Origin of the sequence: Ramlibacter tataouinensis, assembly GCF_001580455.1 — a bacterium.
GTDB lineage: Bacteria > Pseudomonadota > Gammaproteobacteria > Burkholderiales > Burkholderiaceae_C > Ramlibacter > Ramlibacter tataouinensis_B.
In genome coordinates, this window is record NZ_CP010951.1 from 2,962,667 (window position 1) to 2,978,323 (window position 15,657).

The 15,657-nt window shown below is 67.4% G+C and carries 14 protein-coding genes; all 14 read left to right on the forward strand.

Annotated elements, in window-relative coordinates; all coding sequences use genetic code 11:
* Nucleotides 1-11: 11 nt before the first annotated feature.
* The 14 genes from UC35_RS14010 (at nucleotide 12) to hisD (ending at nucleotide 15,645) form a co-directional block, all read left to right on the forward strand.
* Entirely contained in the window at nucleotides 12-4,739 is a 4,728-nt protein-coding gene (locus UC35_RS14010) for a glutamate synthase-related protein (protein ID WP_061503836.1), read from the forward strand.
* Nucleotides 4,740-4,755: 16 nt separating this feature from the next.
* Nucleotides 4,756-6,222 carry a glutamate synthase subunit beta gene (locus tag UC35_RS14015; RefSeq protein WP_061500712.1) on the forward strand — a complete coding sequence of 489 codons (1,467 nt, stop codon included), beginning with the start codon at nucleotides 4,756-4,758 and terminating at the stop codon, nucleotides 6,220-6,222.
* A 194-nt stretch (nucleotides 6,223-6,416) separates the two neighbouring features.
* A complete protein-coding gene (locus UC35_RS14020) occupies nucleotides 6,417-7,220 on the forward strand; it encodes an ABC transporter ATP-binding protein (RefSeq protein WP_061500714.1) in 804 nt (267 codons plus the stop codon).
* Nucleotides 7,217-7,999, forward strand: coding sequence for a lipid asymmetry maintenance ABC transporter permease subunit MlaE (gene mlaE, locus UC35_RS14025; RefSeq protein ID WP_061500717.1), 783 nt, complete (start codon nucleotides 7,217-7,219; stop codon nucleotides 7,997-7,999). The genes UC35_RS14020 and mlaE overlap by 4 nt, the downstream gene beginning before the upstream one ends.
* 10 nt (nucleotides 8,000-8,009) lie before the next feature.
* Complete coding sequence (gene mlaD, locus UC35_RS14030) at nucleotides 8,010-8,519, forward strand: outer membrane lipid asymmetry maintenance protein MlaD (protein ID WP_061500720.1); 510 nt, start codon at nucleotides 8,010-8,012, stop codon at nucleotides 8,517-8,519.
* Nucleotides 8,516-9,334 (forward strand): VacJ family lipoprotein, encoded by an 819-nt coding sequence (locus tag UC35_RS14035; protein ID WP_082793201.1) that lies wholly within the window; start codon nucleotides 8,516-8,518, stop codon nucleotides 9,332-9,334. Before mlaD ends, UC35_RS14035 begins: the two co-directional genes overlap by 4 nt.
* A gap of 90 nt (nucleotides 9,335-9,424) precedes the next feature.
* Entirely contained in the window at nucleotides 9,425-10,066 is a 642-nt protein-coding gene (locus UC35_RS14040; protein WP_061500722.1) for a phospholipid-binding protein MlaC, read from the forward strand.
* A gap of 5 nt (nucleotides 10,067-10,071) precedes the next feature.
* Complete coding sequence (locus UC35_RS14045; protein ID WP_061500723.1) at nucleotides 10,072-10,344, forward strand: lipid asymmetry maintenance protein MlaB; 273 nt, start codon at nucleotides 10,072-10,074, stop codon at nucleotides 10,342-10,344.
* A 60-nt stretch (nucleotides 10,345-10,404) separates the two neighbouring features.
* Nucleotides 10,405-11,331: an ABC transporter ATP-binding protein gene (locus UC35_RS14050; protein WP_061500727.1), complete on the forward strand. Its 927-nt coding sequence runs from the start codon at nucleotides 10,405-10,407 to the stop codon at nucleotides 11,329-11,331.
* A complete protein-coding gene (locus UC35_RS14055; RefSeq protein ID WP_061500728.1) occupies nucleotides 11,328-12,083 on the forward strand; it encodes an ABC transporter permease in 756 nt (251 codons plus the stop codon). Before UC35_RS14050 ends, UC35_RS14055 begins: the two co-directional genes overlap by 4 nt.
* A 34-nt stretch (nucleotides 12,084-12,117) precedes the next feature.
* The gene (locus UC35_RS14060) at nucleotides 12,118-12,363 is read left to right on the forward strand and encodes a BolA family protein (RefSeq protein ID WP_061500730.1); all 246 of its coding nucleotides are present in this window, start codon (nucleotides 12,118-12,120) and stop codon (nucleotides 12,361-12,363) included.
* 7 nt (nucleotides 12,364-12,370) lie between these two features.
* On the forward strand, nucleotides 12,371-13,633 hold the full coding sequence (gene murA / locus UC35_RS14065; protein ID WP_061500733.1) for a UDP-N-acetylglucosamine 1-carboxyvinyltransferase: 1,263 nt from the start codon (nucleotides 12,371-12,373) through the stop codon (nucleotides 13,631-13,633).
* Between the two features lie 10 nt (nucleotides 13,634-13,643).
* The gene (gene hisG / locus UC35_RS14070) at nucleotides 13,644-14,318 is read left to right on the forward strand and encodes an ATP phosphoribosyltransferase (protein ID WP_061500735.1); all 675 of its coding nucleotides are present in this window, start codon (nucleotides 13,644-13,646) and stop codon (nucleotides 14,316-14,318) included.
* A 7-nt stretch (nucleotides 14,319-14,325) separates the two neighbouring features.
* The gene (hisD, locus tag UC35_RS14075; RefSeq protein ID WP_061503837.1) at nucleotides 14,326-15,645 is read left to right on the forward strand and encodes a histidinol dehydrogenase; all 1,320 of its coding nucleotides are present in this window, start codon (nucleotides 14,326-14,328) and stop codon (nucleotides 15,643-15,645) included.
* Nucleotides 15,646-15,657: the final 12 nt, after the last annotated feature.

Sequence of the window (15,657 nt, forward strand, 5' to 3'; positions counted from 1 at the left end):
AGGAGAGCGCCGTGACCCAGGCTGCCGAAATTTCCCATCTGAGCCAAGAAGGCCTTTATTCGGCCGCCCATGAACACGATGCCTGCGGCGTCGGGTTCGTCGCCCACATCAAGGGTGACAAGAGCCATGCCATCGTCCAGCAGGGCCTGAAGATCCTGGAGAACCTGGATCACCGGGGCGCGGTCGGTGCCGACAAGTTGATGGGGGACGGTGCCGGCATCCTGCTGCAGCTGCCCGACGCGCTGTATCGCGAAGAGATGGCCAAGCAGGGCGTGGAACTGCCGCCGCCCGGCGAATACGGCGTCGGCATGATCTTCCTGCCCAAGGAACACGCCTCGCGCCTGGCCTGCGAGCAGGAGCTGGAGCGCGCGGTGAAGGCCGAAGGCCAGGTGCTGATTGGCTGGCGCGACGTGCCGGTGGACCGCGACATGCCGATGTCGCCCACGGTGAAGACCAAGGAGCCGATCCTGCGCCAGATCTTCATCGGCCGCGGCACCGACGTCATCGTGCAGGACGCCCTGGAGCGCAAGCTCTATGTGATCCGCAAGACGGCCAGCGCCGCGATCCAGAACCTGCGTCTGAAGCACAGCAAGGAATACTATGTGCCCAGCATGTCCAGCCGCACGGTGGTCTACAAGGGTCTGCTGCTGGCGGACCAGGTCGGCACCTACTACCTGGACCTGAAGGATGCGCGCTGCGTCTCGGCGTTGGCGCTGGTGCACCAGCGGTTCTCGACCAACACCTTCCCCGAGTGGCCGCTCGCCCACCCCTACCGCTACGTCGCCCACAACGGCGAGATCAACACGGTCAAGGGCAACTACAACTGGATGCGCGCGCGCGAAGGCGTGATGTCCTCGCCGGTGCTGGCCGCCGACCTGAAGAAGCTCTACCCGATCAGTTTCCCGACGCAGTCCGACACCGCGACCTTCGACAACTGCCTGGAACTGCTCACCATGGCCGGCTACCCGATCAGCCAGGCCGTGATGATGATGATCCCGGAGCCCTGGGAGCAGCACACGACGATGGACGAGCGCCGCAAGGCTTTCTACGAATACCACGCGGCAATGCTGGAGCCCTGGGACGGCCCGGCCTCCATCGTCTTCACCGACGGGCGCCAGATCGGCGCCACGCTGGACCGCAACGGCCTGCGGCCTGCGCGTTACTGCGTCACCGACGACGACCTGGTGATCATGGCCTCGGAATCCGGCGTGCTGCCGGTGCCCGAGAACAAGATCGTGCGCAAGTGGCGCCTGCAGCCCGGCAAGATGTTCCTGATCGACCTGGAACAGGGACGCCTGATCGACGACGAGGAACTCAAGGCGAGCCTTGCCAACGGCAAGCCATACAAGCAGTGGATCGAGAACCTGCGCATCAAGCTCGATGACCTGTCCGACACCTCGGGCAAGGTGCCGCACAGCGAGGTCGATCTGCTGGACCGCCAGCAGGCCTTCGGCTACACGCAGGAAGACATCAAGTTCCTGATGTCGCCGATGGCGCAGACCGGCGAGGAGGGCGTGGGCTCCATGGGCAACGACAGCCCGCTGGCCGTGCTCTCGAGCAAGGACAAGCCGCTCTACAACTACTTCAAGCAGTTGTTCGCGCAGGTGACCAACCCGCCGATCGACCCGATCCGCGAAGCCATCGTGATGTCGCTGGTGTCCTTCATCGGCCCCAAGCCGAACCTGCTGGACATCAACCAGGTGAACCCGCCGATGCGGCTGGAAGTGAGCCAGCCCATCCTCGACTTCGCCGACATGGCCAAGCTGCGCGACATCGAAAGCATCACGCACGGCAAGTTCCGCAGCTACACGCTGGACATCACCTACCCGCTGGCCTGGGGCCACGAAGGGGTGGAGGCCAAGCTGGCCTCGATCAACGCCGAGGCGGTGGACGCGATCCGCGGCGGCAAGAACATCCTGATCATCTCGGACCGCGCCGTCGGCCCGGACCAGGTCGCCATTCCGGCGCTGCTGGCGCTCTCGTCGATCCACCAGCACCTGGTGCGCGAGGGCCTGCGCACCACCGCCGGCCTGGTGGTCGAGACGGGCACCGCGCGTGAAGTCCACCACTTCGGCGTGCTGGCCGGCTACGGCGCCGAAGCCGTGCACCCCTACCTGGCGATGGAAACCCTGGTGTCCATCCACAAGGACCTGCCGGGCGAGCTGAACCCGGACAAGGCGATCTACAACTACGTCAAGGCGATCGGCAAGGGCCTGTCGAAGATCATGTCCAAGATGGGCGTGTCGACGTACATGAGCTACTGCGGCGCCCAGCTGTTCGAGGTCATCGGCATCAACAGCGACACCATCGAGAAGTACTTCACCGGCACCTCCAGCCGCATCGAAGGCATCGGCGTGTTCGAGATCGCGCAGGAAGCCATCCGCATGCACAAGGCCGCGTTCGGCGACGACCCGGTGCTGGCCACCATGCTGGACGCCGGCGGCGAGTACGCCTGGCGCACCCGCGGCGAAGAGCATATGTGGACGCCCGACGCGATCGCCAAGCTGCAGCACGCCTCGCGCGCCAACAACTGGAACACCTACAAGGAATACGCCCAGCTGATCAACGACCAGAGCCGGCGCCACATGACGCTGCGCGGCCTGTTCGAGTTCCGGGTCGACCCCTCCCGGGCGATTCCCGTCGACGAGGTCGAGCCGGCGAAGGAGATCGTCAAGCGCTTCGCCACCGGCGCCATGTCGCTCGGCTCCATCTCCACCGAAGCGCACGCCACCCTGGCCGTGGCGATGAACCGCATCGGCGGCAAGAGCAACACCGGCGAGGGCGGCGAGGACCCGGTCCGCTACCGCAACGAGCTCAAGGGCATCCCGATCAAGCAGGGCGAGACGATCTCGCAGATCCTCGGCAAGGAGATCGTCGAGGTCGACTATCCGCTGAACGAGGGCGACTCGCTGCGCTCGAAGATCAAGCAGGTGGCCTCGGGCCGGTTCGGCGTCACGGCCGAATACCTGTCGTCCTCGGACCAGATCCAGATCAAGATGGCGCAGGGCGCCAAGCCGGGCGAGGGCGGCCAGCTGCCCGGCGGCAAGGTCTCCAAGTACATCGGCAAGCTGCGCTACTCGGTGCCCGGCGTGGGCCTGATCTCGCCGCCGCCGCACCACGATATCTATTCGATCGAGGACTTGGCGCAGCTCATTCACGACCTGAAGAACGTCGCCACGCAGTCGTCGATCAGCGTCAAGCTGGTGTCGGAAGTGGGCGTCGGCACCATCGCCGCCGGCGTCGCCAAGTGCAAGGCCGACCACGTGGTGATCGCCGGCCATGACGGCGGCACCGGCGCCTCGCCCTGGTCGTCGATCAAGCACGCCGGCTCGCCCTGGGAAATCGGCCTGGCCGAAACCCAGCAGACCCTGGTGCTCAACCGCCTGCGCGGCCGCATCCGCGTGCAGGCCGACGGCCAGATGAAGACCGGCCGCGACGTCGCCATCGGCGCCATCCTGGGCGCCGACGAATTCGGCTTCGCCACCGCGCCGCTGGTGGTCGAGGGCTGCATCATGATGCGCAAGTGCCACCTGAACACCTGCCCGGTGGGCGTGGCCACGCAGGACCCGGTGCTGCGCCGCAAGTTCTCCGGCAAGCCCGAGCACGTCGTCAACTACTTCTTCTTCGTCGCCGAGGAAGTGCGCCAGATCATGGCGCAGCTGGGCATCCGCACGTTCGACGAGCTGATCGGCCGCACCGACCTGCTCGACATGAAGAAGGGCATCGAGCACTGGAAGGCCCGGGGCCTGGACTTCAGCCGCCTGTTCGCGCAACCGAGGGTGCCGGCCGACGTGCCGCGCTTCCAGTGCGAGGAGCAGGACCACGGCCTGCACAAGAGCCTGGACCGCATCCTGATCGAGAAGTCGCGCCCGGCCATCGAGCGCGGCGAGAAGGTGCACTTCATCGAAGTCGCGCGCAACGTTAACCGCTCGGTGGGCGCGATGCTCTCGGGCGCCGTGACCAAGGTGCACCCCGAGGGCCTGCCCGACGACACCGTGCGCATCCAGCTCGAAGGCACCGGCGGCCAGTCCTTCGGCGCCTTCCTGTCGCGCGGAATCACGCTCTACCTGATCGGCGACGCCAACGACTACACCGGCAAGGGCCTGTCGGGCGGCCGCATTGTGGTGCGCCCCAGCATCGACTTCCGCGGCGTGGCCACGCAGAACATCATCATCGGCAACACCGCGCTGTACGGTGCCACCACCGGTGAGGCCTTCTTCAGCGGGGTGGCCGGCGAGCGTTTCGCGGTCCGCCTGTCGGGCGCCACCACGGTGGTCGAAGGCACCGGCGACCACGGCTGCGAATACATGACCGGCGGCACGGTGGTGGTGCTGGGCAAGACCGGGCGCAACTTCGCGGCCGGCATGTCCGGCGGCATCGCCTACGTCTACGACGAGGACGGCCAGTTCGCCAGCCGCTGCAACACGGCCATGGTGTCGCTGGAGCGCGTGGGCACCGCCGCCGAGCAGAAGGCGACCAGCCGCACGCGCCTGCACAAGGACCAGACCGACGAGTCGCTGCTCAAGCGGCTGCTGGAGGAGCACAACCGCTGGACCGGCAGCCGCCGGGCGCGCGAGCTGCTGGACGACTGGGCGACCGCCCGCACCAAGTTCGTGAAGGTCTTCCCCAACGAATACAAGCGCGCGCTGCTCGAGATGTACGAGCGCGAGGTCGAGGCGGCGAGCACGGGCAACAACGCGCACGTGGCGATGAAGCACGAAACCGCGGCAGCCAAGTAATCAGGACGGAACAGCAATGGGCAAGATCACCGGCTTCATGGAATTCGAGCGCATCGAGGAGGGCTACCGCCCGATCAAAGAGCGCGTGAAGCACCACAAGGAATTCATCCTCGCCTTGACCGACGAGCAGGCCAAGGTACAGGGCGCCCGCTGCATGGATTGCGGCATCCCGTTCTGCAACAACGGCTGTCCGGTCAACAACATCATCCCGGACTTCAACGACCTGGTGTATCGCCAGGACTGGGAGAACGCCTGGGCGGTGCTGGACTCCACCAACAACTTCCCCGAGTTCACCGGCCGCATCTGCCCCGCCCCCTGCGAGGAGGCGTGCACGCTGAACGTGAACGACGAGCCGGTCGGCATCAAGTCGCTGGAGCACGCGATCATCGATCGCGCCTGGGAGAACGGCTGGGTGAAACCGCGCGCCGCCCGCATCAAGACCGGCAAGAAGGTCGCGGTGGTGGGCTCCGGGCCGGCGGGCCTGGCGGCGGCCCAGCAACTGGCGCGCGCCGGCCACGAGGTGACGCTGTTCGAGAAGAACGACCGCCTGGGCGGCCTGCTGCGCTACGGCATTCCCGACTTCAAGATGGAGAAGGGCCACATCGACCGCCGCGTCGAGCAGATGAAGGCCGAGGGGGTCAACTTCCGCACCGGCGTGATCATCGGCAAGCTGCCCGAGGGCTCCAAGGTCACCAACCTGGCCAAGGAAAGCATCGATCCCAAGGAACTGCAGAAAGACTTCGACGCGGTGCTGCTGGCCGGCGGCGCCGAGCAGTCGCGCGACCTGCCGGTGCCCGGGCGCAACCTGGACGGCGTCCATTTCGCCATGGAGTTCCTGCCGCAGCAGAACCGCGTCAACGCCGGCGACAAGATCAAGGGCCAGATCTCCGCGGCCGGCAAGCACGTGATCGTGATCGGCGGCGGCGACACCGGCTCCGACTGCGTGGGCACCAGCAACCGGCACGGCGCCGCCAGCGTCACCCAGTTCGAGCTGATGCCCGAGCCGCCGGAGCAGGAGAACAAGGAACTGACCTGGCCCTACTGGCCGTACAAGCTGCGCACCAGCTCCAGCCACGAGGAAGGCTGCGAGCGCGAGTTCGCCATCGCCACCAAGGAGTTCATCGGCGAGAAGGGCAAGGTCACCGGCCTGAAGACCGTGCGCGTCGAATGGAAGGACGGCAAGATGACCGAGGTCGCGGGCTCCGAGCAGACGCTCAAGGCCGACCTGGTCCTGCTGGCCATGGGCTTCGTCAGCCCGGTGGCGACCATCCTGGAAGGCTTCGGCGTCGACAAGGACGCGCGGGGCAACGCGAAAGCCAGCACTGACTTCATCGGCGGCTACGCCACCAGCATCCCCAAGGTGTTCGCCGCCGGCGACATCCGGCGCGGGCAGTCCCTGGTGGTGTGGGCGATTCGCGAGGGCCGGCAAGCCGCCCGCGCCGTGGATGAATTCCTCATGGGGTTCTCCGACCTGCCCCGCTAAGCCCTCGCAAATCGCCCCTTGGGCGTCCAGCGGCACGTCAGCCGGCCCGGCTGGCGGAGTGGACAGCCGGCAGGTCACCGCGGTATCGACGACCATTTTCTTATGGGATTGTCCGAATTGCCTCGATGGGCCTGCCTACCAGCTGACTTTGCGGGTCAGCCTTATGATGCAGGGTTTTCACTAGATTGCCCTGGATGTCCGACACCCTCGTGGAGTGCCGCGGCCTGAGCTTTGGCTACGGGCAGCGCCTCGTTCTCGACGACCTTTCGTTCACCGTGCCGCGCGGCAAGGTGACGGCGATCATGGGTGCCTCGGGTGGCGGCAAGACCACCGTGCTGCGCCTGATCGGCGGGCAGATCCGCGCCAGCCGGGGCGAACTCCTGTTCGAAGGCCAGGACGTCGGCCGCCTGGATCAGGAGCAGCTGTATGCGGCGCGCCGCCGCATGGGCATGCTGTTCCAGTTCGGCGCGCTGTTCGCCGACCTGAGCGTGTTCGACAACGTCGCCTTTCCGCTGCGCGAGCAGACCGAGCTGACCGATGGCCTGATCCGGGACATCGTCCTGATGAAGCTGCAGGCCGTGGGTTTGCGCGGCGCGCGCGACCTGATGCCCTCCGAGATATCCGGCGGCATGAGCCGTCGCGTGGCGCTGGCGCGGGCGATCGCGCTCGATCCGGAACTCGTGATGTACGACGAACCCTTCGCCGGACTGGATCCGATCTCGCTGGGCACCGCGGCGCGCCTGATCCGCCAGCTGAATGACACACTGGGCATCACCAGCATCATCGTGTCGCATGACCTGGACGAAACGTTCCGGATCGCCGACCAGGTGATCGTGCTGGCCAACGGCCGGGTCGCCGCGCAAGGCACGCCCGACGAGGTGCGTCACTCGCAGGACCCGCTCGTGCACCAGTTCGTCAACGCCCTGCCCGAGGGGCCGGTGCATTTCCACTATCCCGGGCCCGGCGTGGCTCAGGACTTCAGCGGGGGCCTGCAATGAGCTGGTTCCGACCGGCCGAGATCGGCTTTCGCACCCGCTCGCAGCTGGCCGACTGGGGCTATGGCGCACGGCTGCTGCTGCGCCTGTTCATGCTGGCCGGGTCCAGCCTGCGCCGCTTCGGCCTGGTGCGCGACCAGATCCATTTCCTGGGCAACTACTCGCTGGCGATCATCACGGTGTCGGGCCTGTTCGTCGGCTTCGTGCTCGGGCTGCAGGGCTACTACACGCTGCAGCGCTATGGTTCGGCGGAGGCCCTGGGCCTGCTGGTCGCCCTCAGCCTGGTGCGCGAACTGGGGCCCGTGGTCACGGCCCTGCTGTTCGCCGGCCGGGCCGGTGCCTCGCTCACGGCGGAGATCGGGCTGATGCGCGCGGGCGAACAGATCACGGCGATGGAAATGATGGCCGTCGATCCGGTGAGCCGCTTGCTGGCGCCCCGGTTTTGGGGCGGCGTGATCTGCATGCCCCTGCTCGCCGCGGTGTTCAGCGCCGTCGGCGTTTTCGGCGGCTATGTGGTCGGCGTGCTGCTGATCGGCGTCGATCCCGGCTCCTTCTGGAGCCAGATGCAGGGCGGCGTGGACGTGTGGAAGGACGTGGGCAACGGCGTCGTCAAGAGCCTGGTGTTCGGCGTGGCCGTGACCTTCATCGCCCTGCTGCAGGGGTTCAAGGCCCAGCCCACGCCCGAAGGCGTGTCCACGGCCACGACGCGCACGGTGGTCATCTCGTCGCTGTCGGTGCTCGGCCTGGATTTCATCCTGACCGTGATGATGTTTAGCATTTAGGGAGAAGCGCGTGGAGCGTTCCAAGAACGATGTGTGGGTGGGCCTGTTCGTGATCATCGGACTGGCGGCCATCCTGTTCCTCGCCCTCAAGTCGGCGAACCTGCTGAACCTGAGCTTCCAGCCCGAGTATCGGGTGCTGGCGAAATTCGACAACATCGGCGGCCTCAAGCCGCGCGCCGCGGTGAAGAGCGCGGGCGTGGTGGTCGGCCGTGTGGAGAGCATCGCGCTCGACGACAAGAGCTTCCAGGCCCGCGTCACGCTGGCGCTGGAAAGCCGCTACATGTTTCCGAAGGACAGTTCTCTGAAGATCCTGACCAGCGGCCTGCTGGGCGAGCAGTACATCGGGATCGAGGCGGGCGCCGATGAGAAGAACCTGGCCGCCGGCGACACGATTTCCACCACGCAATCGGCGGTGGTGCTGGAAAACCTCATCGGTCAGTTCCTCTACAGCAAGGCCGCCGAAGGCCCGGCCACGCCGGCCCCGGCGCCCAAGATCCAGAGCCCCGCGCCGAAGAAATGAAGCTTTTCCATCCTGAGCTCGCGCGATGGCTGGCCCGCGCGCTGCTGATCCTGTCACTCGGCTTGCTGGCCACCGGCTGCGCGAGCCTGACGGGGCCGAACCCGCGCGACCCGCTGGAACCCGTCAACCGCAAGGTGATGCAGTTCAACGACGACGTCGACGCCGCCTTCCTCAAGCCCGTGGCGACCGCCTACCAGAAGGTGGTGCCCTCGATGGTGCGAACCGGCGTCACCAACGTGTTCTCCAACATGAACGACGCCTGGTACTTCGTCAACAGCCTGCTGCAGTTCCGGCTGCAGGATGCGGAGGAGAACTTCGCCCGCTTCCACATCAACACCTTCTTCGGCCTGGGCGGCATCTTCGATGTGGCCAGCGACCTCAACATCGAGCGCCACCGCGAGGACTTCGGGCAGACGCTGGGGCGTTGGGGCGTGCCTGCGGGCCCCTACGTGGTGCTGCCTTTCTTCGGGCCCTCGACCGTGCGTGACGGCCTGGCCCTGTGGGTGGACTTCCAGGGCGACCTGGTGTGGGTGGTGCCCACCAGCATGGCCAATCGAAACATCCTCTTTGGGGTACGCTACGTGGACCGGCGGGCCAACCTGTTGCGCTTGGGTAGCCTGATTGATGAGGCGGCCCTGGACAAGTACAGCTTCACGCGCGAGGCCTACCTGCAGAGGCGCAATGCCGAGGTGTACGACTTCAAGGAGCAGAAGCCGGAATCCGATGGCGCTGAGCCGGAAGTGGAGTCCGAGCCGTCCGCCCCGCCGGCAACGCCCGCGCCTGAGCCGGCGCCGGCCCCGGCCCCGGCCCGATGAGGTGCCCGGCTGCGTGCTCAGCCGCACCGGAACCCCGCCCACCGATGGCGTTCCAACGGTGAGGTTCAATACCGATTGAAAGGGAAACGAATGAAAAGACGTGTGTTTGCATTGCTCACCGCCCTGTCGCTGGGACTTGGCGCGGCCACGCTGCCGGCCCTGTCCTGGGCTGCCGACGAGTCGCCCGATGCCATGATCAAGCGGCTGTCGGACGAGGTGCTCGACGCGATCAAGGCCGACAAAGCGATCCAGGGCGGCGACACCAGCCGGATCCTTTCGCTGGTGGACGGCAAGATCATGCCGAACGTGGATTTCCAGCGCATGACCGCGGCAGCGGTGGGACCGGCCTGGCGCCAGGCCACGCCCGAGCAGAAGAAGAAGCTGCAGGATGAATTCAAGGTCCTGCTGGTTCGCACCTACTCGGGCGCGCTGTCGCAGGTGCGTGACCAGACCGTCAGCGTCAAGCCGCAGCGCGGCTCGCCGGACGACAAGGAAGTCGTGGTGCGCACCGAGATACGCGGCCGCGGCGAACCGATCCAGCTGGACTACCGGCTCGAGAAGACGCCGGGGCAGGGTTCGGGCTGGAAGATCTACAACCTGAACGTGCTGGGCGTGTGGCTGGTGGAGACCTACCGCAGCCAGTTCGCCGAGCAGATCAACAGCAAGGGCGTCGATGGCCTGATCGCCACGCTTGAGGCGCAGAACAAGAGCAACTCCGGCAAGAAGAGCTGACGCCGATGCTGGTGCTGCCCGCCGAACTTACCCATGAACAGGCCCTGGCCTGCAGCCGGATGCTGGCGCAGGGCCTGCGCTCGCAGGCCGAGCCGGTGGTGGTGGCCGACGCCGGGGCGCTGAAGGATTTCGATTCCTCGGCGCTGGCGGTGCTGCTGGAATGCCGGCGCGAAGCCCTCGCCGCGGGCAAGACCTTCGCCGTCGCGCGCATGCCGCAGCGCCTGCGCGAGCTCGCGACGCTGTATGGCGTCGCCGAGCTGTTCCCGGCCGCGCCCTAGGGACGCTGCCCGGCCGGCGCGCCCGGCTCCGGGGCCCTCGCTAAAATCGCCGGCTTGCCCATGCCCGCGATCCGCTTCCAGTCCGTCTCGAAAACCTATTCCTCGCGGGGCGGAGCGCTGAAGGCGCTCGACAGCGTCTCCTTCGACATCGAGGAAGGCGAGTTCTTCGGGCTGCTCGGGCCCAATGGCGCGGGCAAGACCACCCTGATCAGCATCCTGGCCGGCCTCGCCCGGCCCAGCGCCGGGCGCGCCTCGGTGCACGGCTTCGACGTGCAGAAAGACTACGCGCAGGCCCGCCGGCAGCTGGGCGTGGTGCCGCAGGAGCTGGTGTTCGACCCGTTCTTCAACGTGCGCGAGGCCCTGCGCATCCAGTCGGGTTACTTCGGCGTGAAGAACAACGACGCCTGGATCGACGAGCTGCTGGAAAGCCTCGGCCTGGCCGACAAGGCCCATGCCAACATGCGGCAGCTGTCGGGCGGCATGAAGCGGCGCGTGCTGGTGGCACAGGCGCTGGTGCACAAGCCGCCGGTCATCGTGCTGGACGAGCCCACGGCCGGCGTCGACGTCGAGCTGCGCCAGACCCTGTGGCAGTTCATCGCGCGACTGAACCGCGAAGGTCACACGGTGCTCCTCACCACCCATTACCTGGAAGAAGCCGAAGCCCTCTGCGGGCGCATCGCCATGCTCAAGACGGGCCGGGTGGTGGCGCTGGAGCGCACCAGCGACCTGCTCAAGGCGGCCTCCAGCAACGTGCTGCGCTTCAAGATGGACAGCGCCCTGCCGCAGGCGCTGCGCGAGAAGGCGCGCGTGACTGGTCGCATCGTGCAGTTGCCGGCGCACGATGCGCACGAGATCGAAGAGCACCTGGCGCACATCCGCGAGGCGGGCCTGCGGGTGGAAGACGTGGAAATCCGCAAGGCCGACCTCGAGGACGTGTTCCTCGACGTCATGTCCGACAAGGCGGAGAAAGCGGCGGTGGCCGGATGACGGGCTGGAGCACGCTGTTCTACAAGGAGGTGCTGCGCTTCTGGAAGGTCAGCTTCCAGACCGTGGCGGCGCCGGTGCTGACGGCGGTGCTGTACATGCTGATCTTCGGGCATGTGCTGCAGGACCATGTGCAGGTCTACGGCAAGGTCAGCTACACCGCCTTCCTGGTGCCGGGCCTGGTGATGATGAGCGTGCTGCAGAACGCCTTCGCCAACAGCTCATCCTCGCTGATCCAGAGCAAGATCACCGGCAACCTGGTGTTCCTGCTGCTCACGCCGCTGTCGCACTGGAGCTGGTTCTTCGCCTATGTGGGCGCGTCGGTGGCGCGCGGCTTGGTGGTGGGCTTGGGCGTGTTCGTCGTGACGGCGCTGTTCGGCCAGCCCGGGTTCGCCCAGCCCCTGTGGATCGTGGTCTTCGCCGTGCTGGGCGCGGCCATGCTGGGGTCGCTGGGCGTGATCGCCGGCCTGTGGGCCGAGAAGTTCGACCAGATGGCGGCGTTCCAGAACTTCGTCATCATGCCCATGACCTTCCTGTCGGGCGTCTTCTATTCCATCCATTCGCTGCCCGAGTTCTGGCAGGGGGTGAGCCACCTGAACCCCTTCTTCTACATGATCGACGGCTTCCGCTACGGCTTCTTCGGCGTGAGCGACGTGTCGCCCTGGCTGAGCCTGGGCATCGTCGGCGGCGCCATGCTGGCCGCCGGCGGCGTGGCCGTCCATCTGCTTCGCATCGGCTACAAAATCCGAGGATGACAATCCCCCTCTACGCGGCTTCGCCGCTGCCCCGATGACTGCCGAAGAACTGCACGCCCTGATCAGCGCGGGCCTGCCCTGCGATCACCTCGAAGTGGCCGGGGATGGCCGCCACTGGGACGCCCTGATTGTTTCGTCCGCCTTCGAGGGCAAGCGCCTGATCCAGCGCCACCAGCGGGTCTATGCCACGCTGGGTGAGAGAATGCATACCGACGAGGTACATGCGCTCTCGATGAAGACCTTCACGCCCGCCGAGTGGGCGAACGCGCAAAACCACTGACCGACACATGGACAAGCTACTGATTCGCGGGGGGCGCGAGCTCCACGGCGAGGTCCGGATTTCCGGCGCCAAGAATGCGGCGCTGCCGGAGCTGTGCGCCGCGCTGCTCACCGACGAGCCGGTCGTGCTCGAGAACGTGCCGCGGCTGCAGGACGTGGCCACCATGGTCAAGCTGATCGCCAACATGGGCGTCGGCGTGGAGCAGGGCGACGGCCGGGTGCGGGTCGACGCCGCCCCGCTGCACTTCCCCGAGGCGCCCTATGAGTTGGTCAAGACCATGCGGGCCTCGGTGCTGGCGCTGGGGCCGCTGCTGGCGCGCTTCGGCGAAGCCACGGTGTCGCTGCCCGGCGGCTGCGCGATCGGCTCGCGCCCGGTGGACCAGCACATCAAGGGCTTGCAGGCCATGGGCGCCGAGATCGTGGTGGAGCACGGTTACATCATCGCCAAGCTGCCCAAGGGACGCGAGCGCCTGCGCGGCGCCAGCATCCGCACCGACATGATCACCGTGACCGGCACCGAGAATTTCCTGATGGCCGCGGCGCTGGCCGAGGGCGAGACGGTGCTGGAGAACGCGGCCCAGGAGCCGGAGATCACCGACCTGGCCGAGATGCTGATCAAGATGGGCGCGCGCATCGAAGGCCAGGGCACGCATCGCATCACGATCCAGGGCGTCGACAAGCTGCATGGCTGCACGCACCGGGTGGTCGCCGATCGCATCGAGGCGGGCACATTCCTGTGCGCGGTGGCCGCCACCGGCGGCGACGTGGTGCTGCGGCATGGCCGCGTCGACCATCTGGAGGCGGTGATCGATAAATTGCGCGCCGCCGGCGCGGAAGTGACGGCGGTCGACGACGGCATCCGCGTGCGCTCGCGGGGGCGGCTCGCGGCGCAGAGTTTCCGCACCACCGAATACCCGGGCTTCCCGACCGACATGCAGGCCCAGTTCATGGCCCTGAACGCGGTCGCGCAGGGGCCGGCCACGGTGACCGAGACCATCTTCGAGAACCGCTTCATGCACGTCAACGAGCTGCTGCGCCTGGGCGCGAAGATCCAGGTGGAAGGCAAGGTGGCGGTGATCGAAGGCGTCGACAAACTCTCCGGCGCCACCGTGATGGCGACCGACTTGCGCGCCTCCGCCAGCCTGGTGCTGGCCGGCCTGGTGGCCGAAGGCGAAACCCTGGTCGACCGCATCTACCACCTGGACCGCGGCTACGACCGGATGGAAGCCAAGCTGCGCGGCATCGGCGCGGACATTCACCGCGTGAAATGAGGACGGCCCCATGATTACGCTCGCGCTGTCCAAGGGACGCATCTTCGACGAGACCCTGCCGCTGCTGGAGGCCGCCGGCATCCGGGTGCTGGAAGACCCGGAACGCTCGCGCAAGCTGATCCTGCCCACCAGCCAGCCCGACCTGCGCGTGGTGATCGTGCGCGCCACCGACGTGCCCACCTACGTGCAGTACGGCGGCGCGGACCTGGGCGTGACCGGACTGGACACCCTGATCGAACACGGCGCGGGCTGGGGCGGCGCTGCAGCACGCAGCGCGGGGCTGTACCAGCCGCTGGACCTGCAGATCGCCAAGTGCCGCGTCAGCGTAGCGGTGCGCGACGACTTCGACTACGCCAGCGCCGTGCGCCAGGGTTCGCGCCTGCGCGTGGCCACCAAGTACGTGAGCATCGCGCGCGACTTCTTCGCCGCCAAGGGCGTGCACGTGGACATGGTCAAGCTGTACGGCAGCATGGAGCTGGCGCCGCTGACCGGCCTGGCCGACGCCATCGTGGACCTGGTGTCCACCGGCGGCACGCTCAAGGCCAACCGGCTGGTCGAGGTCGAGCGCATCATGGACATCAGTTCCCGGCTGGTGGTGAACCAGGCCGCCCTCAAGCTCAAGCAGGAGCCGATCCGCCGCCTGATCGATGTTTTCGCCGCGGCCACCGCCGCCCGCGCCACCTGAGGAAAGCATGACGCCCGCCGCCCGCCCCCTGCGACTGTCCACCGCCGACGCCGGCTTCGAGGCCGCGTTCCAGGCGCGGCTGCACTGGTCGGAGGAAACCGACGCCGGCGTGGAGCAGACCGTGGCCGGCATCCTGGCCGACGTGAAGCGGCGCGGCGATGACGCGGTGCTCGAATACAGCAATCGCTTCGATGCCGTGGGCGCGGCCAGCCTCGGCGAGCTGGAGCTGCCCGCTTCCGAGTTGCAGGCGGCCTTTGCTGCCTTGCCGGCACCGCAGCGCTCGGCGCTGGAGCAGGCCGCGGCCCGCGTGCGCCGCTACCACGAGGCGCAGAAGAAGGCTTCGGGCGAGAGCTGGTCCTACCGTGAAGCCGATGGGACGCTGCTGGGCCAGAAGGTCACGCCGCTGGACCGCGTGGGCATCTACGTGCCGGGCGGCAAGGCGGCCTACCCCTCTTCGGTGCTGATGAACGCGATCCCGGCGCAGGTCGCGGGCGTGCCCGAGATCATCATGGTGGTGCCCACGCCACGCGGGGAGAAAAACCTGCTGGTGCTGGCGGCGGCGCACTTGGCGGGCGTGACCCGGGTGTTCCGCATCGGCGGCGCCCAGGCGGTGGGCGCGCTGGCCTATGGCACCGCGACCGTGCCGCGGGTGGACAAGATCACCGGCCCGGGCAACGCCTATGTGGCCAGCGCCAAGCGCCGCGTGTTCGGCCAGGTCGGCATCGACATGATCGCCGGGCCCAGCGAGATCCTGGTGCTGGCCGACGGCAGCACGCCGCCCGACTGGGTGGCGATGGACCTGTTCTCGCAGGCCGAGCACGACGAGCTGGCGCAAAGCATCCTGCTGTGCCCCGACGTCGGCTACATCGGCCGCGTGCAGGCCGAGATCGACCGCCTGCTGCCGGCCATGCCGCGCGCGCAGATCATCGCCAAATCGCTTTCCGGCCGCGGCGCGCTGATCCACACCCGTTCGATGGAGGAGGCCTGCGAGATCAGCAACCGCATCGCGCCGGAGCACCTGGAGATCGCCAGCAGTGAGCCTTCGCGCTGGGAGCCGCTGCTGCGGCACGCGGGCGCCATCTTCCTCGGCTCCTTCACCAGCGAGTCGCTGGGCGACTACTGCGCCGGGCCCAACCACGTGCTGCCCACCAGCGGCACGGCGCGCTTCTCCTCGCCCCTGGGCGTGTACGACTTCCAGAAACGCAGCAGCCTGATCGAGGTGAGCGAGGCCGGGGCGCGCAGCCTGGGCCCGATCGCCGCCGAACTGGCCTACGGCGAGGGCCTGCAGGCCCATGCGCGCGCCGCCGAGATGCGCTACAAGGGCTGAGGGCCGAATCCG

Coding starts and splice junctions, on each gene's coding strand:
- UC35_RS14015 (WP_061500712.1), top strand. CDS start 4,756: ATGGGCAAGATCACCGGCTTCATGGAATTCGAGCGCATCGAGGAGGGC.
- UC35_RS14020 (WP_061500714.1), top strand. CDS start 6,417: ATGTCCGACACCCTCGTGGAGTGCCGCGGCCTGAGCTTTGGCTACGGG.
- mlaE (WP_061500717.1), top strand. CDS start 7,217: ATGAGCTGGTTCCGACCGGCCGAGATCGGCTTTCGCACCCGCTCGCAG.
- UC35_RS14035 (WP_082793201.1), top strand. CDS start 8,516: ATGAAGCTTTTCCATCCTGAGCTCGCGCGATGGCTGGCCCGCGCGCTG.
- UC35_RS14040 (WP_061500722.1), top strand. CDS start 9,425: ATGAAAAGACGTGTGTTTGCATTGCTCACCGCCCTGTCGCTGGGACTT.
- UC35_RS14045 (WP_061500723.1), top strand. CDS start 10,072: ATGCTGGTGCTGCCCGCCGAACTTACCCATGAACAGGCCCTGGCCTGC.
- UC35_RS14050 (WP_061500727.1), top strand. CDS start 10,405: ATGCCCGCGATCCGCTTCCAGTCCGTCTCGAAAACCTATTCCTCGCGG.
- UC35_RS14055 (WP_061500728.1), top strand. CDS start 11,328: ATGACGGGCTGGAGCACGCTGTTCTACAAGGAGGTGCTGCGCTTCTGG.
- UC35_RS14060 (WP_061500730.1), top strand. CDS start 12,118: ATGACTGCCGAAGAACTGCACGCCCTGATCAGCGCGGGCCTGCCCTGC.
- murA (WP_061500733.1), top strand. CDS start 12,371: ATGGACAAGCTACTGATTCGCGGGGGGCGCGAGCTCCACGGCGAGGTC.
- hisG (WP_061500735.1), top strand. CDS start 13,644: ATGATTACGCTCGCGCTGTCCAAGGGACGCATCTTCGACGAGACCCTG.
- hisD (WP_061503837.1), top strand. CDS start 14,326: ATGACGCCCGCCGCCCGCCCCCTGCGACTGTCCACCGCCGACGCCGGC.